Source organism: Pelodictyon luteolum (assembly GCF_001622165.1).
GTDB classification, from domain to species: Bacteria; Bacteroidota; Chlorobiia; order Chlorobiales; family Chlorobiaceae; genus Chlorobium; species Chlorobium luteolum_B.
The window spans coordinates 30,771-52,894 of record NZ_LVWG01000030.1; the positions used below are offsets into that span (position 1 = coordinate 30,771).

23 protein-coding genes are annotated in these 22,124 nt (G+C 56.0%); 11 read left to right on the top strand and 12 right to left on the bottom strand.

The window, feature by feature from the left end:
* Complete coding sequence (locus A3K90_RS05650) at positions 1–285, bottom strand: HTH domain-containing protein (protein ID WP_303681593.1); 285 nt, start codon at positions 283–285, stop codon at positions 1–3.
* Positions 286–311: 26 nt separating this feature from the next.
* Positions 312–785, bottom strand: a complete 474-nt coding sequence (locus A3K90_RS05655; protein WP_303681594.1) for a methylglyoxal synthase — start codon at positions 783–785, stop codon at positions 312–314.
* A 301-nt stretch (positions 786–1,086) separates the two neighbouring features.
* Here A3K90_RS05655 and A3K90_RS05660 point away from each other — a divergent pair, with 301 nt between their 5' ends.
* Positions 1,087–1,551: a hypothetical protein gene (locus tag A3K90_RS05660; RefSeq protein WP_303681595.1), complete on the top strand. Its 465-nt coding sequence runs from the start codon at positions 1,087–1,089 to the stop codon at positions 1,549–1,551.
* 146 nt (positions 1,552–1,697) lie between these two features.
* Here A3K90_RS05660 and A3K90_RS05665 read toward each other — a convergent pair whose 3' ends face one another.
* From A3K90_RS05665 to A3K90_RS05680, 4 genes are all read right to left on the bottom strand, one after another.
* Positions 1,698–2,288 (bottom strand): YdcF family protein, encoded by a 591-nt coding sequence (locus A3K90_RS05665; protein WP_303681596.1) that lies wholly within the window; start codon positions 2,286–2,288, stop codon positions 1,698–1,700.
* Positions 2,289–2,533: 245 nt separating this feature from the next.
* A complete protein-coding gene (locus tag A3K90_RS05670) occupies positions 2,534–3,928 on the bottom strand; it encodes a transporter substrate-binding domain-containing protein (RefSeq protein WP_303681598.1) in 1,395 nt (464 codons plus the stop codon).
* A 56-nt stretch (positions 3,929–3,984) separates the two neighbouring features.
* Positions 3,985–4,731, bottom strand: coding sequence for a ParA family protein (locus A3K90_RS05675; RefSeq protein WP_303681599.1), 747 nt, complete (start codon positions 4,729–4,731; stop codon positions 3,985–3,987).
* Positions 4,728–6,305: a CHAD domain-containing protein gene (locus tag A3K90_RS05680; protein WP_303681600.1), complete on the bottom strand. Its 1,578-nt coding sequence runs from the start codon at positions 6,303–6,305 to the stop codon at positions 4,728–4,730. The genes A3K90_RS05675 and A3K90_RS05680 overlap by 4 nt, the downstream gene beginning before the upstream one ends.
* A gap of 234 nt (positions 6,306–6,539) precedes the next feature.
* On the opposite strand from A3K90_RS05680, the gene A3K90_RS05685 reads away from it, so the two are divergent.
* The 4 genes from A3K90_RS05685 to A3K90_RS05700 all read left to right on the top strand — a co-directional run bounded on the left by A3K90_RS05685 (position 6,540) and on the right by A3K90_RS05700 (position 11,351).
* The gene (locus tag A3K90_RS05685; protein ID WP_303681601.1) at positions 6,540–7,586 is read left to right on the top strand and encodes a BMP family protein; all 1,047 of its coding nucleotides are present in this window, start codon (positions 6,540–6,542) and stop codon (positions 7,584–7,586) included.
* A gap of 68 nt (positions 7,587–7,654) precedes the next feature.
* Positions 7,655–8,650 (top strand): SDR family oxidoreductase, encoded by a 996-nt coding sequence (locus A3K90_RS05690; RefSeq protein WP_303681602.1) that lies wholly within the window; start codon positions 7,655–7,657, stop codon positions 8,648–8,650.
* 60 nt (positions 8,651–8,710) lie between these two features.
* The gene (locus A3K90_RS05695) at positions 8,711–10,660 is read left to right on the top strand and encodes a DUF294 nucleotidyltransferase-like domain-containing protein (protein WP_303681603.1); all 1,950 of its coding nucleotides are present in this window, start codon (positions 8,711–8,713) and stop codon (positions 10,658–10,660) included.
* The gene (locus tag A3K90_RS05700) at positions 10,641–11,351 is read left to right on the top strand and encodes a PolC-type DNA polymerase III (protein ID WP_303681604.1); all 711 of its coding nucleotides are present in this window, start codon (positions 10,641–10,643) and stop codon (positions 11,349–11,351) included. The genes A3K90_RS05695 and A3K90_RS05700 overlap by 20 nt, the downstream gene beginning before the upstream one ends.
* A gap of 27 nt (positions 11,352–11,378) precedes the next feature.
* Here A3K90_RS05700 and A3K90_RS05705 read toward each other — a convergent pair whose 3' ends face one another.
* The 4 genes from A3K90_RS05705 to A3K90_RS05720 form a co-directional block, all read right to left on the bottom strand.
* Positions 11,379–12,167 (bottom strand): class I SAM-dependent methyltransferase, encoded by a 789-nt coding sequence (locus A3K90_RS05705; RefSeq protein ID WP_303681605.1) that lies wholly within the window; start codon positions 12,165–12,167, stop codon positions 11,379–11,381.
* A gap of 124 nt (positions 12,168–12,291) precedes the next feature.
* Positions 12,292–12,486 carry a hypothetical protein gene (locus tag A3K90_RS05710; protein WP_303681606.1) on the bottom strand — a complete coding sequence of 65 codons (195 nt, stop codon included), beginning with the start codon at positions 12,484–12,486 and terminating at the stop codon, positions 12,292–12,294.
* 102 nt (positions 12,487–12,588) lie between these two features.
* Positions 12,589–13,917 (bottom strand): dihydroorotase, encoded by a 1,329-nt coding sequence (locus A3K90_RS05715; RefSeq protein ID WP_303681607.1) that lies wholly within the window; start codon positions 13,915–13,917, stop codon positions 12,589–12,591.
* A 17-nt stretch (positions 13,918–13,934) separates the two neighbouring features.
* Positions 13,935–14,684, bottom strand: coding sequence for a fumarylacetoacetate hydrolase family protein (locus tag A3K90_RS05720; RefSeq protein WP_303681609.1), 750 nt, complete (start codon positions 14,682–14,684; stop codon positions 13,935–13,937).
* 169 nt (positions 14,685–14,853) lie between these two features.
* Here A3K90_RS05720 and A3K90_RS05725 point away from each other — a divergent pair, with 169 nt between their 5' ends.
* The 5 genes from A3K90_RS05725 to A3K90_RS05745 are packed head-to-tail and all read left to right on the top strand — an operon-like array spanning position 14,854 to position 18,745.
* On the top strand, positions 14,854–15,150 hold the full coding sequence (locus tag A3K90_RS05725; protein ID WP_303681610.1) for a 5-formyltetrahydrofolate cyclo-ligase: 297 nt from the start codon (positions 14,854–14,856) through the stop codon (positions 15,148–15,150).
* A 14-nt stretch (positions 15,151–15,164) separates the two neighbouring features.
* Positions 15,165–15,470 carry a 5-formyltetrahydrofolate cyclo-ligase gene (locus A3K90_RS10320; protein ID WP_369690412.1) on the top strand — a complete coding sequence of 102 codons (306 nt, stop codon included), beginning with the start codon at positions 15,165–15,167 and terminating at the stop codon, positions 15,468–15,470.
* 14 nt (positions 15,471–15,484) lie between these two features.
* Positions 15,485–17,620, top strand: a complete 2,136-nt coding sequence (gene ppk1, locus A3K90_RS05735; RefSeq protein ID WP_303681612.1) for a polyphosphate kinase 1 — start codon at positions 15,485–15,487, stop codon at positions 17,618–17,620.
* A 7-nt stretch (positions 17,621–17,627) separates the two neighbouring features.
* On the top strand, positions 17,628–18,062 hold the full coding sequence (gene rpiB, locus A3K90_RS05740; protein ID WP_303681613.1) for a ribose 5-phosphate isomerase B: 435 nt from the start codon (positions 17,628–17,630) through the stop codon (positions 18,060–18,062).
* A complete protein-coding gene (locus A3K90_RS05745; protein ID WP_303681614.1) occupies positions 18,053–18,745 on the top strand; it encodes a CBS domain-containing protein in 693 nt (230 codons plus the stop codon). The genes rpiB and A3K90_RS05745 overlap by 10 nt, the downstream gene beginning before the upstream one ends.
* A 4-nt stretch (positions 18,746–18,749) precedes the next feature.
* On the opposite strand, the gene A3K90_RS05750 is transcribed toward A3K90_RS05745, so the two are convergent.
* Positions 18,750–19,478, bottom strand: a complete 729-nt coding sequence (locus A3K90_RS05750) for a S24 family peptidase (RefSeq protein WP_303681615.1) — start codon at positions 19,476–19,478, stop codon at positions 18,750–18,752.
* Positions 19,479–19,685: 207 nt separating this feature from the next.
* Between A3K90_RS05750 and A3K90_RS05755 the strand changes: the two genes are divergently transcribed.
* Entirely contained in the window at positions 19,686–20,909 is a 1,224-nt protein-coding gene (locus tag A3K90_RS05755) for a M20 family metallopeptidase (RefSeq protein ID WP_303681616.1), read from the top strand.
* 94 nt (positions 20,910–21,003) lie between these two features.
* Here the strand turns inward: A3K90_RS05755 and A3K90_RS05760 are convergent, their stop codons facing one another.
* A complete protein-coding gene (locus A3K90_RS05760) occupies positions 21,004–21,978 on the bottom strand; it encodes a class II fructose-bisphosphate aldolase (protein WP_011357757.1) in 975 nt (324 codons plus the stop codon).
* Positions 21,979–22,124 lie beyond the last annotated feature (146 nt).

The window sequence follows — 22,124 nt, forward strand, 5'->3', positions numbered from 1 at the left end:
TCAGGCTTTAGGCTCCCAGTAGCAGCGCTTCGGGGACAGAATGGCCCCCTCATCCTTCAGCTCCTTCATTGCCTTGTCCACGTCCTTGCGATCAAGTCCGCTTTTTTCGGCAATCTGGCCTGCGCTCATTGCCGTGCCCTCTTTTTTCAGTACCTCAAGTACCGCTTCCTTGTTGTTCATGATATCGTTATTAATGTAATGACAGGGTAAACAGAGAGCGTTGAGGGTGGTATTGTTACCGTTACCGTTACCTTTACCATGCTCTGCCGCTGGTGTTGTCGCCATGGCAGTGCAAATGTAAGGAATTTTGGCTATTCCTCCGTTCTCAGGCTGATTCTTCTTCTGGTGTAGGTCTCATAGTCGGGCACCAGCCTCTGATAGACCCGATCCATCAGCGGGGAGGATATCATGAAGTCTGCCGATGCACGGTTGCAGGCCGTCGGGATGTTCCAGACGACCGCCATGCGGAGCAGCGCCTTCACGTCGGGATCATGTGGCTGCGGTTCGAGCGGATCCCAGAAAAAGATGAGGAAATCGAGTTCCTCTTTGGCAATCATGGCACCGATCTGCTGATCGCCGCCAAGCGGACCGCTCATGAGCCTGTTGACGGTAAGGCGGAGTTCCATTTCGAATACGCGCCCCGTTGTTCCGGTTGCAAACAGGGTATGGCGCTCCAGAAGGTCGCGGTTATACTTGGCCCATGCCAGAAGATCGGCTTTCTTGTTGTCGTGTGCGACAAGGGCGATCTTCTTCGAGCTTTCCATCACTACTTCGATCTCTTGCATCGTTTCATCAGTTTGGTTGAGTGGTCATCATGCGGCAGTTCGTTCACCGGTGAGTGTGGGCAATATCGACAGTTAACGGGCTGGATGCACAAGGGTTCCGGAATGTTTTCAGCTCCGTAACATATTGTATCATAATTGTTAACTGTTGTCTGACGTCCCGCTTTTCGTATTTTACTTCTGCCGTCGACGGTAACGCATTCGTCATGAATCAACCCGCTATGCATCCGGCCGCGGCAACGCTCACCAATAGGGCCCGGATCGTTCCGATCCGCCCATCAACCATTCACAAGGAGAAATACATATGAAAGCGTTCCTGAAACTCTTTACCCTCGCAGCCCTCATGCTTGCGCTGCCGGCACCTTCCCCCGCCTCGGCCGCCGATGCTCCGGCACAGGCCGAAGCTGCTGATGCAAACGGGATCTTCGTCGTCCTTACCGATGCCGAACCCATGACGCAGATGATGGCACTCGTACTCTCCACCCAGACCCTCCAGCAGGGCCGTCAGGTGCAGGTGCTGCTTTGCGGCCCTGCCGGCAGCCTTGCCATGAAGAACAGCGCCCAAAAGATGTTCAAGCCGCTCGACAAGTCGCCGCAGATGCTCCTCAAGGGGCTCATCGCCAAAGGCGTGAAGGTCGAACTCTGCCCGCTTTACCTACCCAATACCGGAAAGAATGCCGGGGAGATGATTGAAGGCGTCACCATCGCCAAACCTCCGGTTGTTGCCGCTTCCATGGCTGCCGAGGGCATGAAGCTGTTCACGTTCTGAGCTGAACGGGCTGAACTGAGTAAAAAGGACATGCAATAATGCAATAGATAAGAATAAGAAAAGCGCCATGGGGCGCTTTTCTTATTGGAGTGATTTCCTGCAGCCGATTGAGATTTCCCGCAGCTGAGTGAATCTGCCGGGTATCATCAATAGTAGACGAGGGCGTAGAAGAGGTTCTTTTTGAGCTCGCTGTATACAAATCTGCAGCTGATGCTGTTTTTCCACCAGAGGATGGGATCCCACCATTCCGGGCTGGTTGCGATGAGTATGAAGCTTTGCGGTGTTTTCCTGAATGCCTGTCTCCAGGTGCTCTTGAGGCGGAACATATGCGGAGGGTCGCTGACGACAAGGGCTTTCTTCCATCCATTCTTTTTCATCGTCTCTGCGGTGTTGAACGCCTCATCCCAGGTGGTTTCAGAACGGCTGTCCACGCTTATGGCGCTGAGCGGCACTCCGAGGGAGACCATTCTCTTTTGACGCCAGTTAAGCTTTCCGGGCCGGTAATAGCGCTCATCGATGCCGGTCAGGATGACCCGGGGAGCATATCCGCTCCGGTACAGTTCAGCGCCTTTGCGCACGCGCCGTCCGCTGTCACCTCCGAGGATGACGATTACATCGGTTTTTTCGGGGGCTTCTGCCTGAAATGAGAGCAGAAAGCCCAGAGAGAGGAATCCTGCACCGGCGAGAATGGCTGCAACCAGCAGGATGGTGAGAGTGGTTTTGAGCAGTTGTATCATCGTCGTGCGCCGTTCGGTGTTACTCTGTGCTGTCCCGTCACCGGAACAGGGCCGGACGGGCAGTTTATGATGGCATTAATTGCCGAATCATCCAAAAACAATCTTCCGCCCAACGGGGTATCGATGATTTTCCTGTGGCTGGACGGACAGTGTGGAGTTCTTTATTTTTAGCCGCCCCGAACGCCTCAGAGAGAGAGAGGATAAGGGGAGAGGGATTCGACGAATATTGAGCTGGACGATGCCTCTCAGAGCGGTATGGCCTGGCTGTAGAGGCTGTACCGGGAGAGAATGTTCTGGGCGTAGCGGACCGGCATGCCTCCGTTGCAGTACCCGTATTTTGAAGCTTCGTCACGGTAATAGAGCGGTTTGGACTTCAGGCGGAGATAGTGTTCAACATTTTCTTCCCAGCGGTTGGGGTCCTTGCCGAACTTCTTTGCCAGCGCCTGAGCATCACGCACATGCCCCGGGCCTACATTGTAGGATGCCAGAATGAATTTCATCCGTGTTTCCTGATCAGGGATGTCACTCCATTCCTTCTGCAGCGATCGGATGTAGAGTGTTCCGGCCTTGAGGTTTGCCTCAGGGTCGAAGAGGTTATAAATGCCGTACATGCCGGCCGTCTGGGGCATCAGCTGCATGAGGCCGGATGCTCCTGCCCATGAAACTGCTCCGGGGTCAAACTGAGACTCTTCATAGATGAGGGAAGCCAGCAGTCGCCAGTCCCATCCGACTGTTGCGGCATAGCGCCTGATCAGGCGGTCATAGGGAGATATTTCCCCTTGTTTTCCGGAATAGAAAATGCTGATGGCCCTTTTTCTGAAGGTGTACTGCTGTTCATAGTACTTCAGGTGAAGCACAGCGAAGAGGGTAGCTGTGGACTTCTCTGAGAGCCACCGGTTGAGCGCATGAAGGAGTTCCGGCGAATGTCGTCCGAGGCCCCAGGCCAGAGGCTGGCTCAAACTGATTGGAACCGTGGTGTCAAGGTCCGGGAAAAGTGTGCGGTGGGCGGTGGCAATGTCCCGGTCTGCTACGGTATGGGTGATGGCTCCCTTGGATACATCCCGGATGAGCTCGCTCGTCGTTCTCTCTCCCGGAACCGTTACGATTTCCACGTTAATGCCTTCCTCCCGCCGGAGTTTCATGAGTTCGGTGTAGTATGCGGATTCCTTGCGGACATGCACCTGCCGGCCTTCAAGGTCACCGACGCTCTCTACCGGTTTGCCGCCAGGGTTCTTTTTCTGGATCAGGACCTGCCGGGTATAGCTGATCGGATCAGAAAACTCCACCATGGTCCTTCGGTCGGGAGTGATGGTAAGGTTGTGGGCGACGAGGTCGCCTTCCCCTGCCTGCAGCCGGTCGAGCTGGCTGTTGAGGTCACGGACGACAACTACCTCCATCTGAAGCCCGAGACTGGTGCAGAAGCTTTTGGCGGCTTCATAGCTGAACCCCATCGGTGTTCCGCGGTAGATGAAGTAGTTGATGGGATCGTAGCTGAGCAGCACCCGCACGGTGCCGCTCTCCCTGATCTCTTCGAGGTCCCTGTGGCTGCGGAAGAACAGCAGATAGGCAAGGGGGAGAAGCAGGACTGCCAGCACCGGGATGAGCTGCTTGAAGGTCGAGGATGGGGCGCTTGTTTTCATGCAGAGAGTGTGTGAAAGACAGAAAGCGTTGCCTTGATGGGGGCCTTCGGGACGCCTTACCGTTCCCTCGAGCAGGATGCGATCTCGTCCCAAAGCAGGCGGTATGCTTTTGCTGCCGACGCACCGGGTCGGACAGCGTTCAGCGGCGCCCGGTAGATGCCCATTTTCTCGACTTCGGCACTGTTGGGGATAAGCTGGTGGAGGAACCCCGGTGTGCTTTGGTGCTCTTCGATAATTTCGGCGTGCATTGACTTGCGCTTTTCGACCATGGTGAAGAATGCCCTGATTTTGGTGCGGTCAAGATCGTGCTCGTTGAAGAAGTCAAGGAGCTGGGCATAGGTGCGGATGGACAGGGTCGTCGGGATCAGGGGGACGAGTATGAGGTCGGAAGCCGCAAAAACGCTTTCGGAAAGGAGGGTAAGGTTCGGCGGGCAGTCGAAAAACACATGACGGTAGTCTTCGGCGAGCGCTTCGAGGTTCTTTCTGAGCTTTTTCTGCGGTTTTTTCGCCTCCGAGAGCTCGATGTCAAGGTTCCGGTATGAAAAATCCGAGGGGAGGATGTCCAGGTTGTCGAAATCCGTTCCCTTGATGTGTTCGTAGATCCGGTTTTTTCCCTGCAGGAACTTTTCGCTGTTGTATTTGCGCGATGCGCTGATCCTGAAATAGTAGGAGCTCGCCCCCTGTGAGTCGAGATCACAGAGCAGGGTCGGCTCACCCTGGAGTGAAGCCAGATAAGCCATGTTGACGGCAGAGGCGGTTTTTCCAACGCCGCCCTTTATGCTGTATAGCGCTATTGTTTTCATTGGCGATCACCGGTTTTACCGGTCGTGAGTTGTTCAAAGAGTTCTGCGGTCCTGTCGTCATCAAACCGTGAAAATGCCTTGTGGAAGTCCTTGCGGGCATTTTCCTGCCGTTCATGCAGTACGGCCATGAGTCCTCCGAGAGTGGCGGCCAGCTGCATGTCGTTCCGGCGTGTCCCTGCCGATTCAAGCTGGTCGAAGAGGAACCTCAGCTGTACGGAGCAGTCGACGAAACTGCCGAGATTGTCCTGAAGCTCTTTGAGGTGGCGGATGGCCGGCATTATGGTTTTGGCCGGGTAAAGGGACATGAAGAACTCCAGAAGGTAGCGCAGCTTCTTGCAGTCGATGCGCATGGCATGCAGTTCGTCATCAGTGGTTTCGCTACTGACCATGCGCCCGTGGCGGATGAGCTTTTTCCATGACTTGCGGATGGTCCTGCCTGCAACGGTAATGGTTGGAAGTGACGCATTCGGCGCCAGCTCAGCATCCGGCATCAGGGAATCGTCGATGAAGGCGTTCCACTCATTGAGGAATGCCTCGTATTCGGGTGAGTCGAGATAGGTGCTGAATGAACGCTGCAGGGTTTTCCTGCGGCGGCCGAGAGCTGCAAAAAAGGTGTCGAGCCCCGGATGGAGAGCCAGAGGGAGCCAGGACCGGAATCGATCCTGTTCGAGAAGGTAGACGTCAAGGTCGCGCAGCGGGCTGGTTTTTGCTGCAACAGCTTTTACTGCCTGCGACGCCGGACCTGCTGCTTCGGGGGGGAATACCCCCTTGAGCTGCGCCAGTATGGAGCGTGCCCTTCGTATGGCGACCCGGTAGTCGTGGAGGAATTCGGTGTCGATGGACTTTCTGATGCCATCCTCATTCAAGCGCATGATGGAGGTGGTGAAGCGGAGAAGGCTTAGGGCGCTCTCGTGTACAGGAGCTTCGGGGTCAAGGGCGAGATCGATTTTGGAGCTGTAGCCGCCGACCTGCAGGCCACCGGCAGCCATGGCGTCGATGAAAAGCCGGCGAAGACTGCCCTCATCCCCAACGGCAGCCCCGGGAGCCAGCAGTGCGGCAACTTCAAGCATCTCTTCCTGATAGCCCCGTAGCGGGTTCAGCGACATGAATGATGCAAAAGGGGGATTTTGTTCCAGGGGGGCGCTGCTCCAGCTTTCAACATGTACCGTGCCTATGGTTTTTTCTTCACGGTCGAGGATCTTCCATGTCTGAAGTGTCACATCCATCTGTATGAGACGGATGAAGGCCCGTATGGGGCTCACGGCAAAAAGACGGTCGCGAAGAGGCCCGAGAGGGAGATCGGCAGCAAAGAATGACGGGGGGGAGATGAACCGCTCCCGTTCGAGCGTGCAGCCGGAATCAAGATCGTACAGGGACAGGACCCTGCCGGTTGAGGCTACCGAAAGACCTTTATCGAATGCCTGCCATTCAAAGGTGTCGTAGTAGCTGCGGGTTTCACGCTGCGAAATGGACTGTCTGAGCCGGTATCCTTCCTGCAGGAGTGCTTCCGTCATCCGAGGGGCGGCTGCGGCTTCGACGGGTTTCAGGAAGAAGGTGCGCTGGTATCCTGACATTCGGCAATTTTTCAGTTCATTGCGGCTCCCCGGAGGAAAGCCGGAGTAAACTGAAATATAGGAACATCTCCGGGAAGACCGCCGTTTTTACACGAATGTAACCATTCATGAGGGATGAAAAAGCGATTGGGATCGGTCTATCTTTTTTCAAAAGAGCGGGATTTTGGTAACTTAACGGTTTCAAATGAAAGGAGGCTCCCGGGGGGCCCTGATTTCCATACTACAGCATACGGGATGAAGTACTTCCACACGGTGTTCCTTCTCTGGGCGGTTCTGCTTGCAGGCTGCTCTCAAAATCCATCCGGCAGCGGCGACGAGTCCGCTCCCGGCAGCAGCGGACCCCTTCGGGTCGGCCTTGTGTTCGATATCGGCGGACGGGGCGACAGGGCATTCAATGATCTGGCCTACAGCGGCCTGGAAGATGCAAAAAAAGAACTCGGTGTCGATTTCATCTATGTCGAACCGGGTGGAGAGGGTGGTGAGCGCGAGGCGGCTCTCCGCCAGATGGCCGACGATCCCGAAATCGGAATGATCATCGGTGTCGGCCTTCTCTTCAGCGAGGATATCACTGCACTTGCCCGGGAGTATCCCGGCAAGAAATTCGCCTGTGTCGATTATATGCCCGAGGAAGGTGCGCCTGTGCCTTCCAACCTTTCGGGGATGACCTTTGAAGAGAAAAAGGGCTCATTCCTTGCCGGTGCACTGGCCGGCCTCATGACGCAGACGAACACTGTCGGGTTCATTGGCGGCATGGATTCCGGCATCATCAGGAAGTTCGAGACGGGATTCAGGGAGGGTGTGCACTTCGTCAATCCCCGTGCAGCCCTCATCTCCGGCTTCATCGGCATGACCGGCAGCGCGTTTGCCAATCCGGCAAAAGGCAGGGAACTGGCTCTCGGCCAGTATGGCCGGGGAGCAGACATCATCTATCAGGCTGCCGGTGCCAGTGGCCTCGGTGTAATTGAGGCTGCTCGCGAAACCGGTCACCATGTTATCTGTACGGACTGCGACAGTGAGTCGCTGAAGGATAGCCGCATTCTCGGCAGCATGACGAAGGCTGTCGACCGGTCGGTATTCAGCACGGTCGCCTCCGTAGCCGACGGTTCGTTTGAAGGAGGCAGAGCGGTCGTATACGGCCTTGAGGATCGCTATACGGACCTTGTCTACAGTCCTTCAAACAAAGACCGCATTCCATCTTCCGTTCTGGAACGGATCGAAGCGGTCAGAAAAAAGATTCTTTCCGGAGAAATTGCCCTTGATGAAACCGCCGCCCTCCGGTAGCCGGACGGTTTCCTTCGGGTCCTCTTAAGCGGCCCGATGATCCTTAATTGATTGACAAGCCTTATACGGTGAACAAAAAAATCCTTGTGACCGGAGCGACCGGCTTCATTGGATCACGCCTCGTGATCAAACTGGCCTCGACTGCAGATGATGTTGCAATTCTTGTCCGCAGGAGTTCGGATTTGAGCTCCCTTTCGGAGGTGCTTGATAGGATCCGCATCATTCACGGCGACATTACCGACAAAGCCTCGCTATTGACGGCGATGCAGGGCATAGACCATGTCTACCACTCTGCAGGCCTCACCTATATGGGGGACAGGAAGAATGACCTGCTCTACCGCATCAATGTTGAAGGAACCCGGAACATCCTTGAAGCCTCCATTGCGGCCGGCGTGAAACGCCTGGTGCATGTCAGTTCCATCACTGCAGTCGGAATTGCCGGGAAAAACAAGCCGGTCGATGAGACCACCCCCTGGAATTTCGATGCCATCAGTCTCGAGTACGCCCGAACCAAGCATCTTGGTGAACTTGCCGTGGCCGAGGCCGTAAAAAAAGGTTTGGACTGCGTTATCGTCAATCCCGCATTCGTATTCGGTGCCGGAGACATCAATTTCAATGCAGGCCGTATCATCAAGGACGTCTATAACCGCCGCCTGCCGTTCTATCCCCTTGGCGGCATCTGTGTCGTTGATGTCGATATCGTCGCAGAGACCATCATGGCGGCAATGGAGAAAGGGCGTACCGGAGAGCGCTATATCATCGGCGGTGACAATGTGACCTACCACCAGCTTGCCGATACCATCAGCAGGGTCACCGGAGCTCCCCGTGTGCTCTTCCCCCTTCCGTTTGCTCTTGCCAAGGTGCTCAAGTCGCTTCTTGACAGGAAAAAGGCCCGCAACAGCATTTCGAAGCTTTTCAACATGTCCATGTTCCGGGTCGCTTCGGAATTCCTCTTCTATCGCTCAGACAAGGCTGCAAGGGAGCTCGGCATGCGCTCCGCTCCGCATGAAGAGAGCATCCGGAGCGCGTTCGAGTGGTACCGCGACAGGAAAATGCTCGGTTAGCCGATTCGCTCCCGCATTGCCTCTGTTGACGAACCTGATTCACCCGATAAAGAGAGTGCCATGCCGTCAAACACTATTGTCGAGCGGGTAGCCGCTGATCTTGCCAAATACCCTCCGTTCGACAAGCTCGCTGCTGAAGTACTCGGTGAGCTTGCCTCCTCGGTCAGCGTCAGCTACCATGAAGAGGGGGAGCTGCTGTTCAGAAAGGATGATCCCCTCAAAGGCGCCGCCTTCATGGTCATGAAAGGAGCTGTAAAGCTCTATGACCGCATTGACGGAGAGGAAGTGCTTGTCGACATGTACGACGAGGGTGATGTGTTCGGCGTTCGGGCCATATTCGGAGGCGATGGCTACCTGCTCTATGCCCAGGTTGCCGAAGAGAGCCTCATTTATGATATCCCCGTTGAGAAAATAAAGGCACTCATTGCCGCCGATGCCGGCGTGTCGATGTTTTTTGCCGGCGAGTTCGCCAAAAGCGTCCAGGAAATCGAGCGTACCCTTTCCTCTGCATTCTCGCTTCGCCGCCAGGGGCCGACAGGCCCCTCCTGCAGCAGTTTTCTAGAGCACGAGACCCTCGAGGTCAAGCCTGTCGTCAACGTCGTAACCTGCCCTGAAGACATCAGCGTGCGGGAGGCTGCCGTCATCATGGCGGAATGCAACATCGGCTCCATCCTTGTCGTTTCCCCGGAAGGGCACCCCCGCGGCATCATTACCGATACCGACCTCCGCAAAAAGGTCGTTGCCGTGTCGGGGCCGGTCAATGAACGGCCGGTGCGCGATATCATGAGCAGCCCCGTCTACACCATCACGGGTGGAAAAACCGTTGCCGACATGGTGATGCTCATGGTGAAGACGAAGCTCCGGCATTTCTGCATCACTCTTGACGGTACCATTGACAGCCCGGTCAGGGGTATAATATCCGAGCATGACATCATAACCTCTGAAGGCAACAACCCCGCAGTCATCATGAAGGAGATCATGGCGGCTGACGATGTAGAACAGTTCAAAGCCGAGCGCGACAAGGCAGAAAACCTCCTTGGAACCTACATGGGCCAGAACGTGGCGGTTCATTTCATGACGAGCATCATCACGGAAATCAACGATGCCATCATTACCCGCGCAATCCGCACGACAATTGCCGCACTGCAGGCTGAAGGGCGCCCGCTCCCTTCAGTGCCGTTCTCCTGGCTCTCGCTCGGCAGTGAGGGCCGCAAGGAGCAGCTTCTGAGGACCGACCAGGACAACGCGCTCCTGTACGCAGATCCCGCCGGGCACGAACGGGAGGCGGTCCGTGAGTTTTTCCTTGAGCTGGCCAGGCGGGTGACGGGTATGCTGGAGGGGGCGGGGTTCGTGCGATGCCCGGCCGAAGTCATGGCTTCCAATCCGAAATGGTGCCTGCCGCTCTCTGAATGGAAAAGCTGTTTCAGGCGATGGATTGAAACGCCGGAGCCGAAAGCGGTGATGCACTCCACAATCTTTTTTGATTTCAGGCCGGTATACGGTGACGCATCGCTTGCAGGTGAGCTGAAAAGGGACGTGTTCGACAGCATTGCCAGAGGGCGCGGCTTTCTTGAATTCTTTGCCAAAAACGCCCTGCAGAACCCTCCTCCGCTCGGGTTTTTCCGGAACTTCATGGTTGAGAAAAGCCGCGACCATGCAAATGAATTCGACATCAAGTCCCGGGCTATGATGCCGCTTGCCGATGCGGCACGCGTGCTCAGTTACCAGCTGAGGATCCCCGAGTATTTCAGCACTGTCGAGCGCTTCCAACGTATCGGTGAGCTCGAGCCGGCCCTCTCCGGGCTCTCGCTTGAAGCAGCTGCCGCCTATGAGTTTTTGATGAAGCTGCGCGCCCTCAACGGGCTTGAGCACTCCAGCTCCGGCCGCTACATCAAGCCCGAAAGTCTCAATAAGCTCGACCGGCAGATGCTCCGCAACGTCTTCACTACCATTGGCGAGATCCAGCAAACCCTGAACCTGAGGTTCCAGCTTGACTATATCCGCGACTGACATACTGCTTCTCCAGACCGCCCTCTGGCGGTGCCGGAACGGTAAGCTTCCCGGGGCAGTCTGCCGTTATCTGCAGTCGATGAAGGATCGTCCGAAGGGCAATACCCCCTTAGAGTCGGTCCGCATGGTGGTGTTCGATACGGAGACGACAGGGTTCGATGTGAAATCCGACGGGGTCATCTCCATCGGAGCCGTGGCAATAACGGGACTCTCAATCAACGTTGCCGACTCATTCGAGGTACTGGTCCGTCAGGACCGGGTCGGGCGCAGCGAGGCCGTTGCGGTTCACGGTCTGCTGAAAAAAGACATAGCCGGCGGGGCAGGTGAGCTTGAAGCTGCCGAAGCGTTCCTCGAGTACATCGGCTCATCGATCCTTGTCGCCCAGCATGCATCGTTTGACGTTGGCATGCTGAACAGGATTCTTTCCGAGACCTTCCGCATACGGCTTTTCAATGGTGTTGTCGATACCGCCAGCCTTGCCAAACGCCTCGAGAAAGGACCGTACTACAACCTTGCCCATAAAGTCGGAGAGTACCGTCTCGATCATCTCTGCCAGCGCTACGGCATCCGCCTCTACGATCGCCATACGGCCGCCGGCGACGCCTACCTCACCGCACAGCTTCTGCAGCGCCTCCTTGCAAAGGGGCGCACTGCCGGCATCACAACGGCTGGGCGGCTGCTCATGCAGTAAGGCCTGTGCACCTCTGGCTGTAGAGGGTCAGTCTTTTCCTGAAATAATGATCAGACGGGGGGAGTTGAGCGGGTCGAACGCTTCACCATGGTAGCTTCCGGCGATGCTCATAGGGCGGAGCCCCGCTTCGCTGAGCATGCCGGTGATTGTGTCCGGCTGGAACAGGCGCACAGATTCAGTGAAGGAGACCGTTTCACCCGAGTCGCTGGTGATTATGATGTCCTTTCTGATCCGGCCGTCTTCGATGCTGCGCGTTTCTTCGACTGCCAGTTCCCCCGAGCGCCGGACCGAGTGCGGTACGAGGGTTCTTTCCAGATGCCGGGGGTTGATGAGGTCAAGCACATACTTTCCACCAGGGACAAGGGCCCTATGGACGGCCTCAAGCACTATCCGGTCGTCTTCGGGCGCTTCGAAATAACCGAAACTGGTGAACAGCTGCACGGCGAGGCCGTAGGATGCCCTTTCGTCGATGTTGCGCATGTCCCGGCAGGTGAAGCGGATGTCGAGTGAATGGCGCTCAGCTTCAATGCGGGCCTGTTCGAGGAGGTAAGGGGAGAGGTCGTTTGCCGTAACCCTGCAGCCGAGCTTCCGGAGCTCCAGCGCGTGGCGGCCGGCTCCGCAGGCTATGTCGAGGACCGTAAGACCCTGGGAGGCGGTGCCTTCGGGATCGGTAAGCCGCAGAATGGTCTGTACGCACCGGGCAGCTTCATCCCTGTCCCTGTGGCTGTAGATCCTGAGATAGAAAGGATGGTTGAACCAGTCCTGAAACCATTTCCCCGATGGTTCATTTCCGGACGGGGATGGATCTCTTTGCATTCGCTGTTCTCACTCTCTTGTGTGTTCCCATCATCCTCCTGCAGTTGAAGGGTTTCGGGACGTGTAGGGGGGACGGGCGTCGGCAGGGACCCTGAAGGCGCCCTGCCATGAGACGGGGAACCGTTTACTTTACGGAGTCGCTGATTGCCTTGGTGAGGATTGCCTGGTCGTTTTCACCGTTGGGGATGCGGACATTCTTTTCAACGAACTTCCATGCATTGCGCTTTTCGGATTTAACGGAAAACACGAGCTTTGCTACCTTGAAATCGCTGGTTCCGCTTTTCTTGTTTTTATCGCCGAACGACTGTTTCTTTGCCATGGTTGGTGAGGTGGTTCTATTTGTTGTCTAAAAAGAAAACGAAAGTAATAAAAATTAATGCCATAACCAAGATCGGACTTCACCGTTCTATGGCCGCCCATTTCATGCACCGGGCGCTTCAGTAAAAATGCCCTTGTGATAGATTCCGAGCGGGCGTCCTGTCAGCTGGCGGCCGATGAAGGGCGTATTCGAGGATTTGGAACGGATATGGCCGGCATCCACCCTCCAGACGGCTTCGGGATCGATGAGGGTGAGGTTGGCTTTTTCCCCTTCACGAATGCGTATCGGGGGGAGCTGCAGGATTTTTCTCGGATTGACCGAAAGCAGTTCAACCGCCCGCTGCATTGTGATGACTCCTTTCATCACCAGTTCCGTCATGGTCAGGCCCAGCGAGGTTTCCAGCCCGATGATGCCGAACGATGCTTCGCCGGGGGGGCACTCCTTTTCGTGGAGGGCATGCGGCGCATGGTCGGTGGCGATGGCGTCCGCAGTTCCGTCGGCAAGGGCTTCCAGCACCGCGTCCCTGTTCTTCGGGGATGTAAGCGGTGGCTTCATGATGAAGTTGCCTTTCTTTTCTGCCTGGTAGAGGTCCTGGTCGGTCAGGGTGAAGTGGTGCGGGGTGACCTCGCAGCTCACCTGCAGTCCCTCCCGCTTGGCTTCCCGGATCAGCTGGAGCGATGCTGCCGTGCTGAGGTGGGCTGCGTGGTATCGGGGGCGGGAGAGCGGGGCGTGCAGCTTGTGTTCTTCGAGCCAGCGGAGCAGCATGAGGTCACGGGCAAGCATCATGGCCTCTGAGATGTCGGGGATTCCCTTGAGTCCGAGTTTCGACGACCACATTCCCTCATTCATGACTCCTCCCGTCGTCAGGGAGCGGTCTTCACAGTGCTGGATGATGAGCATGTCGAAGTTTGATGCGTATTCAAACGCAAGGCGCATCGACTGGCTTGCCTGGATGGCCGTGCCGTCATCTGATACAGCCGTGACGCCGTAGGTTTTCAGGCTGCCGAACGCCGTGAGCTTCTCACCGCGGCTTCCCTCGGTCATGGCGGCAATCACTTCAAGGTCGACAGGAAGGCTTGCGGCATGGTAACGGATGAAGGTGACGCCCTGCGGGCTGTCGATGACGGGGGTAGTGTTCGGCATCAGCGCCACTCCGGTGAATCCACCGGCAGCAGCGGCAGCGGCGCCGCTTTCGAGCGTTTCCTTGTATTCCTGGCCGGGTTCGCGGAAATGACAGTGCATATCGAAGAGACCCGGAGAGAGCAGCTTCCCCTCCATAGCAACGACTTTTTCTCCTCTCCGAGGCTCGAGCGGGGTGTCTCCGATCGAGAGGGTTTCGATGATGCCGTTGTCGGATACCCTGATGGAGCCTTTTGTATCAAGGCCGTCCGGGGGGCTGATGATATGCGCCTGCTGAAAAACTATGCTCATGGATATGGGGTGCATGGTTATGGGTTGTGCTCTTTCTCCACAGTGGCTTCAAGGACTGCCAGCTCTAGAGGTGCGCCGGAGGCATCAGGCATGGAAAGCGAAGCCCGGAGCGAGTCTCCGGGAGAGACGGGTCCGACTCCTGCCGGAGTGCCGGTAAATATCAGGTCACCCTGACGCAGCCCGTAAAGATACGACAAATAGTGGACAAGCGCTGAGGGAGTATGGATCATTTCACCAAGCGTCGCATGCTGGAGTAAAACGCCGTTGCAGTGGAGCGAAATCGACCAGTCGTCTCCGGGAATGGACCCATCGAGCCGGACAAGGTCGGAAACGAGTGCGCTGCTGCGGAACCCCTTGCTTTTCAGCCAGGGGTTCCCGGCTTTCTTTGCTTCAAGCTGTACGTCGCGAAGCGTCATGTCGAGACCTGCGCCGATGGCCGAGATGTATTCCATTGCACCTTCTTCAGGGCATCCGTCGGTGTCGCGCCCGACCAGGAGCACTATTTCAGCCTCGAAGTGCATCAAGCGGGAGAGGGGGCGGCCTTCGAAGTGCGGCATCCTGATTATCGCGTCAGGGGCAAGTGCGGTGGCCGGCTTCATGAAGATGATCGGCTCCGGGTCGGGGGACGCCGCTGCTTGCGGGGCAGCGCCTTCCATCATGAGCATCTCCAGGGCGTGCAGGCGGTAGTTCTTTCCGACACAGAAGATTGAATGCGGCGAAAGCCGGTGTCGGGATATGAGGATGGGGGACTTTCTCATGGCATCCATGTCGGCTGTGTTGCGATTGTGTTAATTGGGCTCCCGGCAGTCCGGTTTCGGGTGTCCGGAGCGCCCCGCAGCGGCGGGAAAGCCTTCCGTTTTATTATCTTATTGTATGATAACGGATGTATGATTCCAACAGTTTATTTCTCCTGATTTTTTGGTGCAAGTGAGCCTGATGCCGCATCGACACAAGGCGGGGATACGTGCTTCGTCCATCAGGGCGCGGAAATCGATACCCGCCCCCGAGGCCCTGGCCATGAGCCGGGCTGCGGCGAAGCTTGCTTTGGCTGTTGAAGAGCTGGCTGGAGCCCGCGCGGTGCACATCTACCTGCCGATGCAAGCGGCGGGGGAGATGGATACGTCTTCACTGGCCGGCGGTCTCCTGGCTATGGGAATTCCCCTCATGGTCCCTGTCATTGAAGATGATGATGAAGATGAGGATGAGAAGAAGGGGGGGGACTGGTTTCAGTAGTGTATCGCCCCGGCATGCCGCTTGTGCGTTCCCGTTTCGGCAGCCCTGAGCCCCTGGAGCGCTCTTTGGGTGATGAATATCAGATTGATGCGGTTGTCGTACCTGTTGTCTCGGTGGACCGGAGCGGGTACCGTCTCGGGTATGGCAAAGGGTTTTATGACCGTTTTTTTGCTCATCTTTCCCGGCGGGGCATGCGTCCATGCCGAATCGGGTTCGGGTTCAGCATGCAGCTTCATGCCAGCCTGCCGCGTGACCCATGGGATGAGCCGCTCGACCTGTTTGTAGATGAAAATGCTGTAATGAGATTTAATTCATATTAAGATAAATGCATGTCATGAGTGAAGAAACACGAGATGCGAAGCTTCCCAAAAGCCAGGATCCCCAAGCTGATTTCAAAGACGAGACTCTCTTTGTAAACCGCGAGCTCAGCTGGATATATTTCAATCAGCGCGTCCTCGAAGAGGCAGTGAACGGAGGAGCGCATCCGCTTCTTGAGAGGGTCAAGTTCATTTCCATCTTCAGTTCCAACCTCGACGAATACTTCATGATCCGCGTGGCGGGCATAGAAGACCAGTATGAGGCCGGCATTCAGGACCGGACCATCGACGGGTTCACCCCCATTGAGCAGCTTGACAGCATCCGCGAGATGGTCACCCGGCAGATCATCCAGCGCAACAACTGCTTCTACAACGATCTGCTTCCCGCAATGCAGAAGGAGGGAATCAGTTTCGTATGCTTCAATGATCTTGACGCATCCCGCAAAGAGGCGCTGAGACGGTATTTCCGGCAGGAGATCTATCCGGTTCTGACGCCGCTGGCTTTCGATACCGGCCATCCGTTTCCTTTCATGTCGAACCTTTCCCTGAATCTCGCCATAGAGCTTGAAGACGCTGAATCCGGCATGAAGCGGTTTGCAAGGGTGAAGGTGCCGAGCATCCTTCCGAGGATGCTTCCTTTCAGCAGTATCGAGGGTCTTTGTTTCGATGACGGCATCACCAGGTTCATCTGGCTTGAGGATCTTATCAGGAACAACCTCGACATGCTTTTCCCGAAGATGCGGATCATCAAGTCACATCTTTTCCGCCTTGTCCGCAACGCTGATATTGAAATCGAGGAGGATGAGGCAGGCGATCTGCTTGAGACGATCGAGCAGGGAATCCGTTCACGACGGTATGGCAAGGTTGTCCGGCTCGACATCAGTCCTGAAATGCCGGATTCGGTGCGCAAGCTCCTCATGAAGAATCTCCAGGTATCGGAGCGCAACGTCTATGCCATCGAGGGCATACTTGGCCTCGGCTGCCTGATTGACCTGCTCCGCATAGAGCGCCCCGACCTCAAGGATGAACCCTTCGTTCCGGCCAATCCCATCGAAGACCAGTACGGGCGAAACATTTTTGCGGCAATCCGGACCCGCGACCAGCTGCTCTATCATCCTTATGACTCATTCCAGCCTGTTGTCGATTTCATCGCTCAGGCGGCAGCCGATCCCGATGTACTCTCCATCAAACAGACCCTTTACCGCGTCGGCAGCAATTCTCCGATCGTCAAGGCCCTCATGAAAGCCGCAGAATCCGGCAAGCAGGTTGCCGTTCTCGTGGAGCTGAAGGCACGTTTTGACGAGGAGAACAACATCGTCTGGGCCAGAGCGCTTGAAGATGTCGGAGCGCATGTCATCTATGGGCTGCCGGGTTTAAAAACACACGCCAAGCTGACCCTGGTCGTTCGTCGCGAGTACCACCAACTGCAGCGATACCTTCATCTCGGGACCGGCAACTACAACCCGGCGACAGGCAAGATCTATACCGACTACAGCCTCTTCACCTCGAACGATGAGATTGCTGACGATGTCGCTGAACTCTTCAACTCCCTTACCGGTTATTCAAGAAACACGGAGTACCGGAAGCTGATTGTATCACCAATCAGCACCCGCAGGCGCATCATTGAGATGATTGAGCGTGAAGTGGAGCTGAATGCGATGAAGGGCGGCGGGCGCATAATCATGAAAATGAACGCTCTTGTCGATGGACGCATCATACGATCGCTTTACAGGGCATCGGGAGCAGGAGTGAAGATCGATCTCATCATCCGCGGAATATGCTGCCTCAAGCCCGGAATTCCGGGTGTCAGCGAGAACATTTGTGTGAAAAGTGTTATCGGAAGATTTCTTGAACACAGCCGCGCGTATTATTTTGAGTGCGGTGGCGTTCCAGAGGTGTATCTTGGAAGTGCCGACCTTATGCCGAGAAATCTCGACCACCGGGTCGAAACGCTCTTTCCCGTACTGGATTCTTCCATCGTTGCAGATGTGAAGGCTGATCTGGATCTGATCCTTGCCGACAACCTGAAGTCCTGGCTTATGCAGCCGGACGGCACCTATACTCCTTTTTCGGGAGATGGTGAAGAGGTCAACAGCCAGGCAGCGTTTCTGCATCGCTCAACGAGGAAGAAGCCGCTTTTTAACCTCAAGTAGCATCATCATGAACATTGCAGTAGCAAGTGACCATGCCGGCGTTGAATTCAAGAAAGATATCGTAGCCTGGCTTGAGAGCCATGGCCATGCATGCACCGACATGGGGCCGTACACGGAGGATTCAGTCGATTACCCCGACTATGCCCACAAAGTAGCGAAAGCTGTTGCTGCAGGAGAGTACGACCAGGGGATCCTGCTCTGCGGTACCGGTATCGGTGTATCGATTTCGGCCAACAAAATTCCCGGCATCCGTGCCGCACTCTGCTGCCGCCCTGAGTTTGCAACCCTTGCACGCCAGCATAACGATGCCAACATTCTCTGCTTTTCGGCCCGGTTCACTGATCTTGCAAGCATTCATGAAAGCCTCGACAACTGGTTTTCCGCTGATTTTGAAGGCGGGCGGCACCAGCGCAGGGTGGATAAAATAGATCCATGCGCCTGAGCGACTGCATGGTTCATTGCCTTGAGAGGCACTATCCCGCCTTCGAGGACTCGGCGTCAGCCGCCGTAGTCCTTGGCGTACTTCGTCGTGAAGGACTCGAAGCTGTTCCGGTCCTTCGCGACGGAATGTTCGTGGCGCTTGTCTCCTATGCCGATTTTGACAGGATTCTGGAGAAAAAAGGTACCCTTGAGGGGTTGACGATGCGCAGGCTTGGCCTTAAAAAAGGCGAAGCCGTTGCATCCGGTGATGACCTGTTCGTATTCTTTTCCCGTTTGGGGAGCATTTCCGGGCCGGTCATCCCGGTAGTGGGCGAGGGTGGAGTGTTCGAGGGCGTGGTCCGTAAGGACAAGCTTCTTGGAAGAATCGCAGAGATCTTCCATCTCGGAGAGGACGGCATGACGCTTGAACTCGAAGTGCCGGTATCGGGCATGAAGATTTCCGAAGTGATCGAGGCCATTGAGAAAAACGATGCTACAGTCCAGAGCTTCGGCTCCTATATCCCCTCGACTGAAGGGGAAGAGATGGTGATCATCCTCCGCCTTGCTGCCCAGGACCCGTTCCGTCTGGTCAAGAACCTCGAAAAGTATGGCTACGTGATCCGCTATGCCGCACCGCTTTCTGCCGTCACCGACGAGGACCTGAAAGAAAAGGCCCTCGAGTTCATCCGCTTCATGGACCTTTAGCGGCTTACCGGTACTGCCTTACGGCTGCAAGCACAACCCCCATGATCCTGAAATCGCTGTCCGGCGGAACCGGAATGGGGTGGTACTTCCTGTTTTCCGGCGCAAGTGCAACGGCTCCTCCCTCACTGATGCAGAGCGTTTTCACCGTTACTTCCGAATTCAGGCTTGCAATCACCACCTGTCCGTCCCTTGCGGTTTCTCTTGCTTCGACAAGCAGCGTGTCGCCTGGCATGATGCCGATGTCCATCATGCTGTCTCCGCTAACCGTAAGAGCGTAGATGTTTTTTTTGCCTCTGGTCCATGACCGGGGAAAATCCAGCCATGACTCCACTTCATCTGCTGCCGCTGCAGGTATTCCTGCCGGAACCGCGCTTGCGTAGAGCGGTACCTGCACAACCGCTTCATTCTTTATACCCTCATCATCGACGGTGCCGATGATCCGGCCGACTTTCTCTTCGAGCATAAGCAGGCGGCGGGAGAGGTTGTTTTCATCTCCGGGCTTTTCGGCCTCTTCCAGCATCTCTCCCATGCCTGAAAGGAGCCACTGATGGCTCACGGAAAATGCGGAGCAGAGCGCCTGGACAACGCCGGCGCCGGTTCCGCCTTTTCCGTTTTCAAGTTCCGATACCCTGTTTCCAGATATCCCGATTTTCCGGCCGAACTCTTCCTGCGTCTCTCTGCAGTGTAGCCGGACGGCCCGTATTCTCTCTCCGAGAGTTGATGGCTGCTGCATATCGCCTCCTGTTTCTAGTGGATCCACACCGGTTCCGGATTTCTCTATATCCATAAAATCATGAATAATTCCATTATTTCCGAATATTTTCTTTTCATCTTCCCTTTCGCTGCGGTTTTTGCATTATGCGTGTTATTCGTACCTTTTATCACTGATGCGCGGGCTCCCTCACACGCTGCCGTGCCGATTCAACAGAAATAACCCGTTATGACACCAGATCGTACGTCCGACCTTTCCAGGAGGATCCGGGAACAGGCCGAAGCTGTTTTTCCCGTCATCCAGGCCATCCGCCGTGATATCCACGCTCATCCGGAACTCTCCTATGAGGAGTTCCGCACCAGCGCCATCATCCACGACTATTTAAAGGGGCTTGATATAGAGCCTGAACCGCAGTTTCTGGAAACAGGTGTCGTTGCGCTCTTGAAGGGAAGAGCGGATGGGCCGCAGATTGCGCTTCGCGCCGATATTGACGCCCTGCCGCTTTCGGAAGAAAATGCCTGCGCGTACAGCTCCCGGCATCCGGGCACCATGCATGCCTGCGGCCACGACATGCACACCGCCATGCTGCTTGGCGCAGCATCCATTCTCGCCGGCATGCGTGACGAGCTTGCAGGCAGCGTACTCTTCATTTTCCAGCCTGCAGAGGAAAAAGCGCCGGGCGGCGCCAGGCCACTGATTGAGGCCGGTCTCTTCAAGCGATTCAGCCCTTCAGCCGTCATCGGCCAGCACTGCTTCCCGAATGTTCCGTCCGGGAAGGTCGCCCTCTGCAGGGGCAGCTTCATGGCTGCCGCCGATGAGCTTTATTTTACGGTATCGGGGCAGGGCGGCCATGCGTCTGCACCGCACAAGGCATCGGACCCGGTGCTTGCCGCCGCCCATATCATCACCGCCGCCCAGCATCTGGTCAGCAGGGTAGCGCCTCCGCATGAGCCGGCTGTTGTTTCCATCTCATCAATCCAGGGCGGACATGCTCCGAACGTCATCCCCTCGAAGGTCGTGATGAGCGGCACCATGAGGACGATGAACGAAGAGCTGCGCAGGCTTCTGCATCAAAAACTCCACGAGACCGTCCGCCATGTCGGTGAAGGGCTGGGTGTAGAGGCGGAAGTCGAAATACGGCAGGGCTATCCGGTGCTGTACAATGATCCGGAAATCACCCGCCATGCGGCGATCGCCTGTTCGGAATATCTTGGAAGGGAGAACGTCATCGACAGCGAGCCGCTTATGACGGCGGAGGATTTCGCATACTACCTGCAGGAGAAGCCCGGTACGTTCTGGCAGATCGGTACAGGCCTTCCGGAACAGGACCGATCCAACATGCTGCACTCTCCGACTTTCGACCCTGACGAAAACGCCCTGTCCACAGGAGCAGGGCTTCTGGCCTACTCGGCAATCCGCTTCATGGACTACTTTGCCGGGGAAAAGGACTGAGACGGGGAAGAGGACCTGCCGCTGAGCTGCAAAAAGAAAAAGGCGCCCTGAATATGGAGCGCCTTTTTCTTTATGGTCTCTTGAGAGCTTCGCCTCAGGCCTTACCGTTGGATCCCAGCACGTTGATGATCTTGTGCATGTAGAGCTGTTTCAGGGAGTCGCGGGCAGGACCGAGGTATTTGCGGGGATCGAACTCCTCGGGCTTTTCGTCAAACACCTTGCGGACTGCTGCGGTCATTGCCAGGCGGCCGTCCGAATCGATGTTGATCTTGCAGACTGCCGATTTTGCGGCAAGGCGAAGCTGGTCCTCACCGATGCCGATGGCATCCTTGAGCCGTCCGCCATGCTCGTTGATGGTTTTCACCAGTTCCTGGGGAACCGATGAGGCGCCGTGCAGAACGATGGGGAAGCCGGGGATGCGCTTTTCGATCTCTTCAAGGATATCGAGGCGGATCTTGGGATCTTCGCCGGGTTTGAACTTGAATGCGCCGTGCGAGGTTCCAATCGAGATGGCGAGGCTGTCTACGCCGGTCTTGGCAACGAAGTCCTCAACCTCTTCAGGCTGGGTGTAGGTATGGGCGGCGTGTGAGACTTCGTCCTCAATGCCGGCCAGGACGCCGAGCTCGCCTTCAACCGTCACATCAAACTGGTGTGCGTATTCGACAACTTTTTTCGTCAGTGCGACGTTCTCTTCATACGGGAGGTGTGAACCATCGATCATGACTGAGGAAAAGCCCGACTCGATGCAGTCCTTGCAGAGTTCGAAGCTGTCGCCGTGGTCAAGGTGAAGCACGATGGGGATGGGGCTTCCAAGCTCTTCGGCATACGCTACCGCACCCTGGGCAAGAAAGCGCAGGAGGGTTTCGTTGGCATAGCTCCTGGCACCTTTGGAGACCTGGAGGATGACGGGGGACTTTGTCTCGGCACATGCCATGATGATGGCCTGCAGCTGCTCGAGATTGTTGAAATTGTAGGCCGGAATGGCGTAGCCGCCGGAGACCGCCTTCTGGAAAAGCTCCCTGCTGTTGCAGAGGCCCAATGATTTATAACTAACTGCTTGCTTTTGCATTGAATGCGCTCCCTTTTGTATTATTATGTGCGTAAATACCGGTATTCTCCTGCCTGAATCGTACCTGAGGTTTTTTCAGGCTGACGCAATATAATAATTTGTCTTTCATTACCGATTCACTGCTGCAAGAGCAGCTTAACACTTAA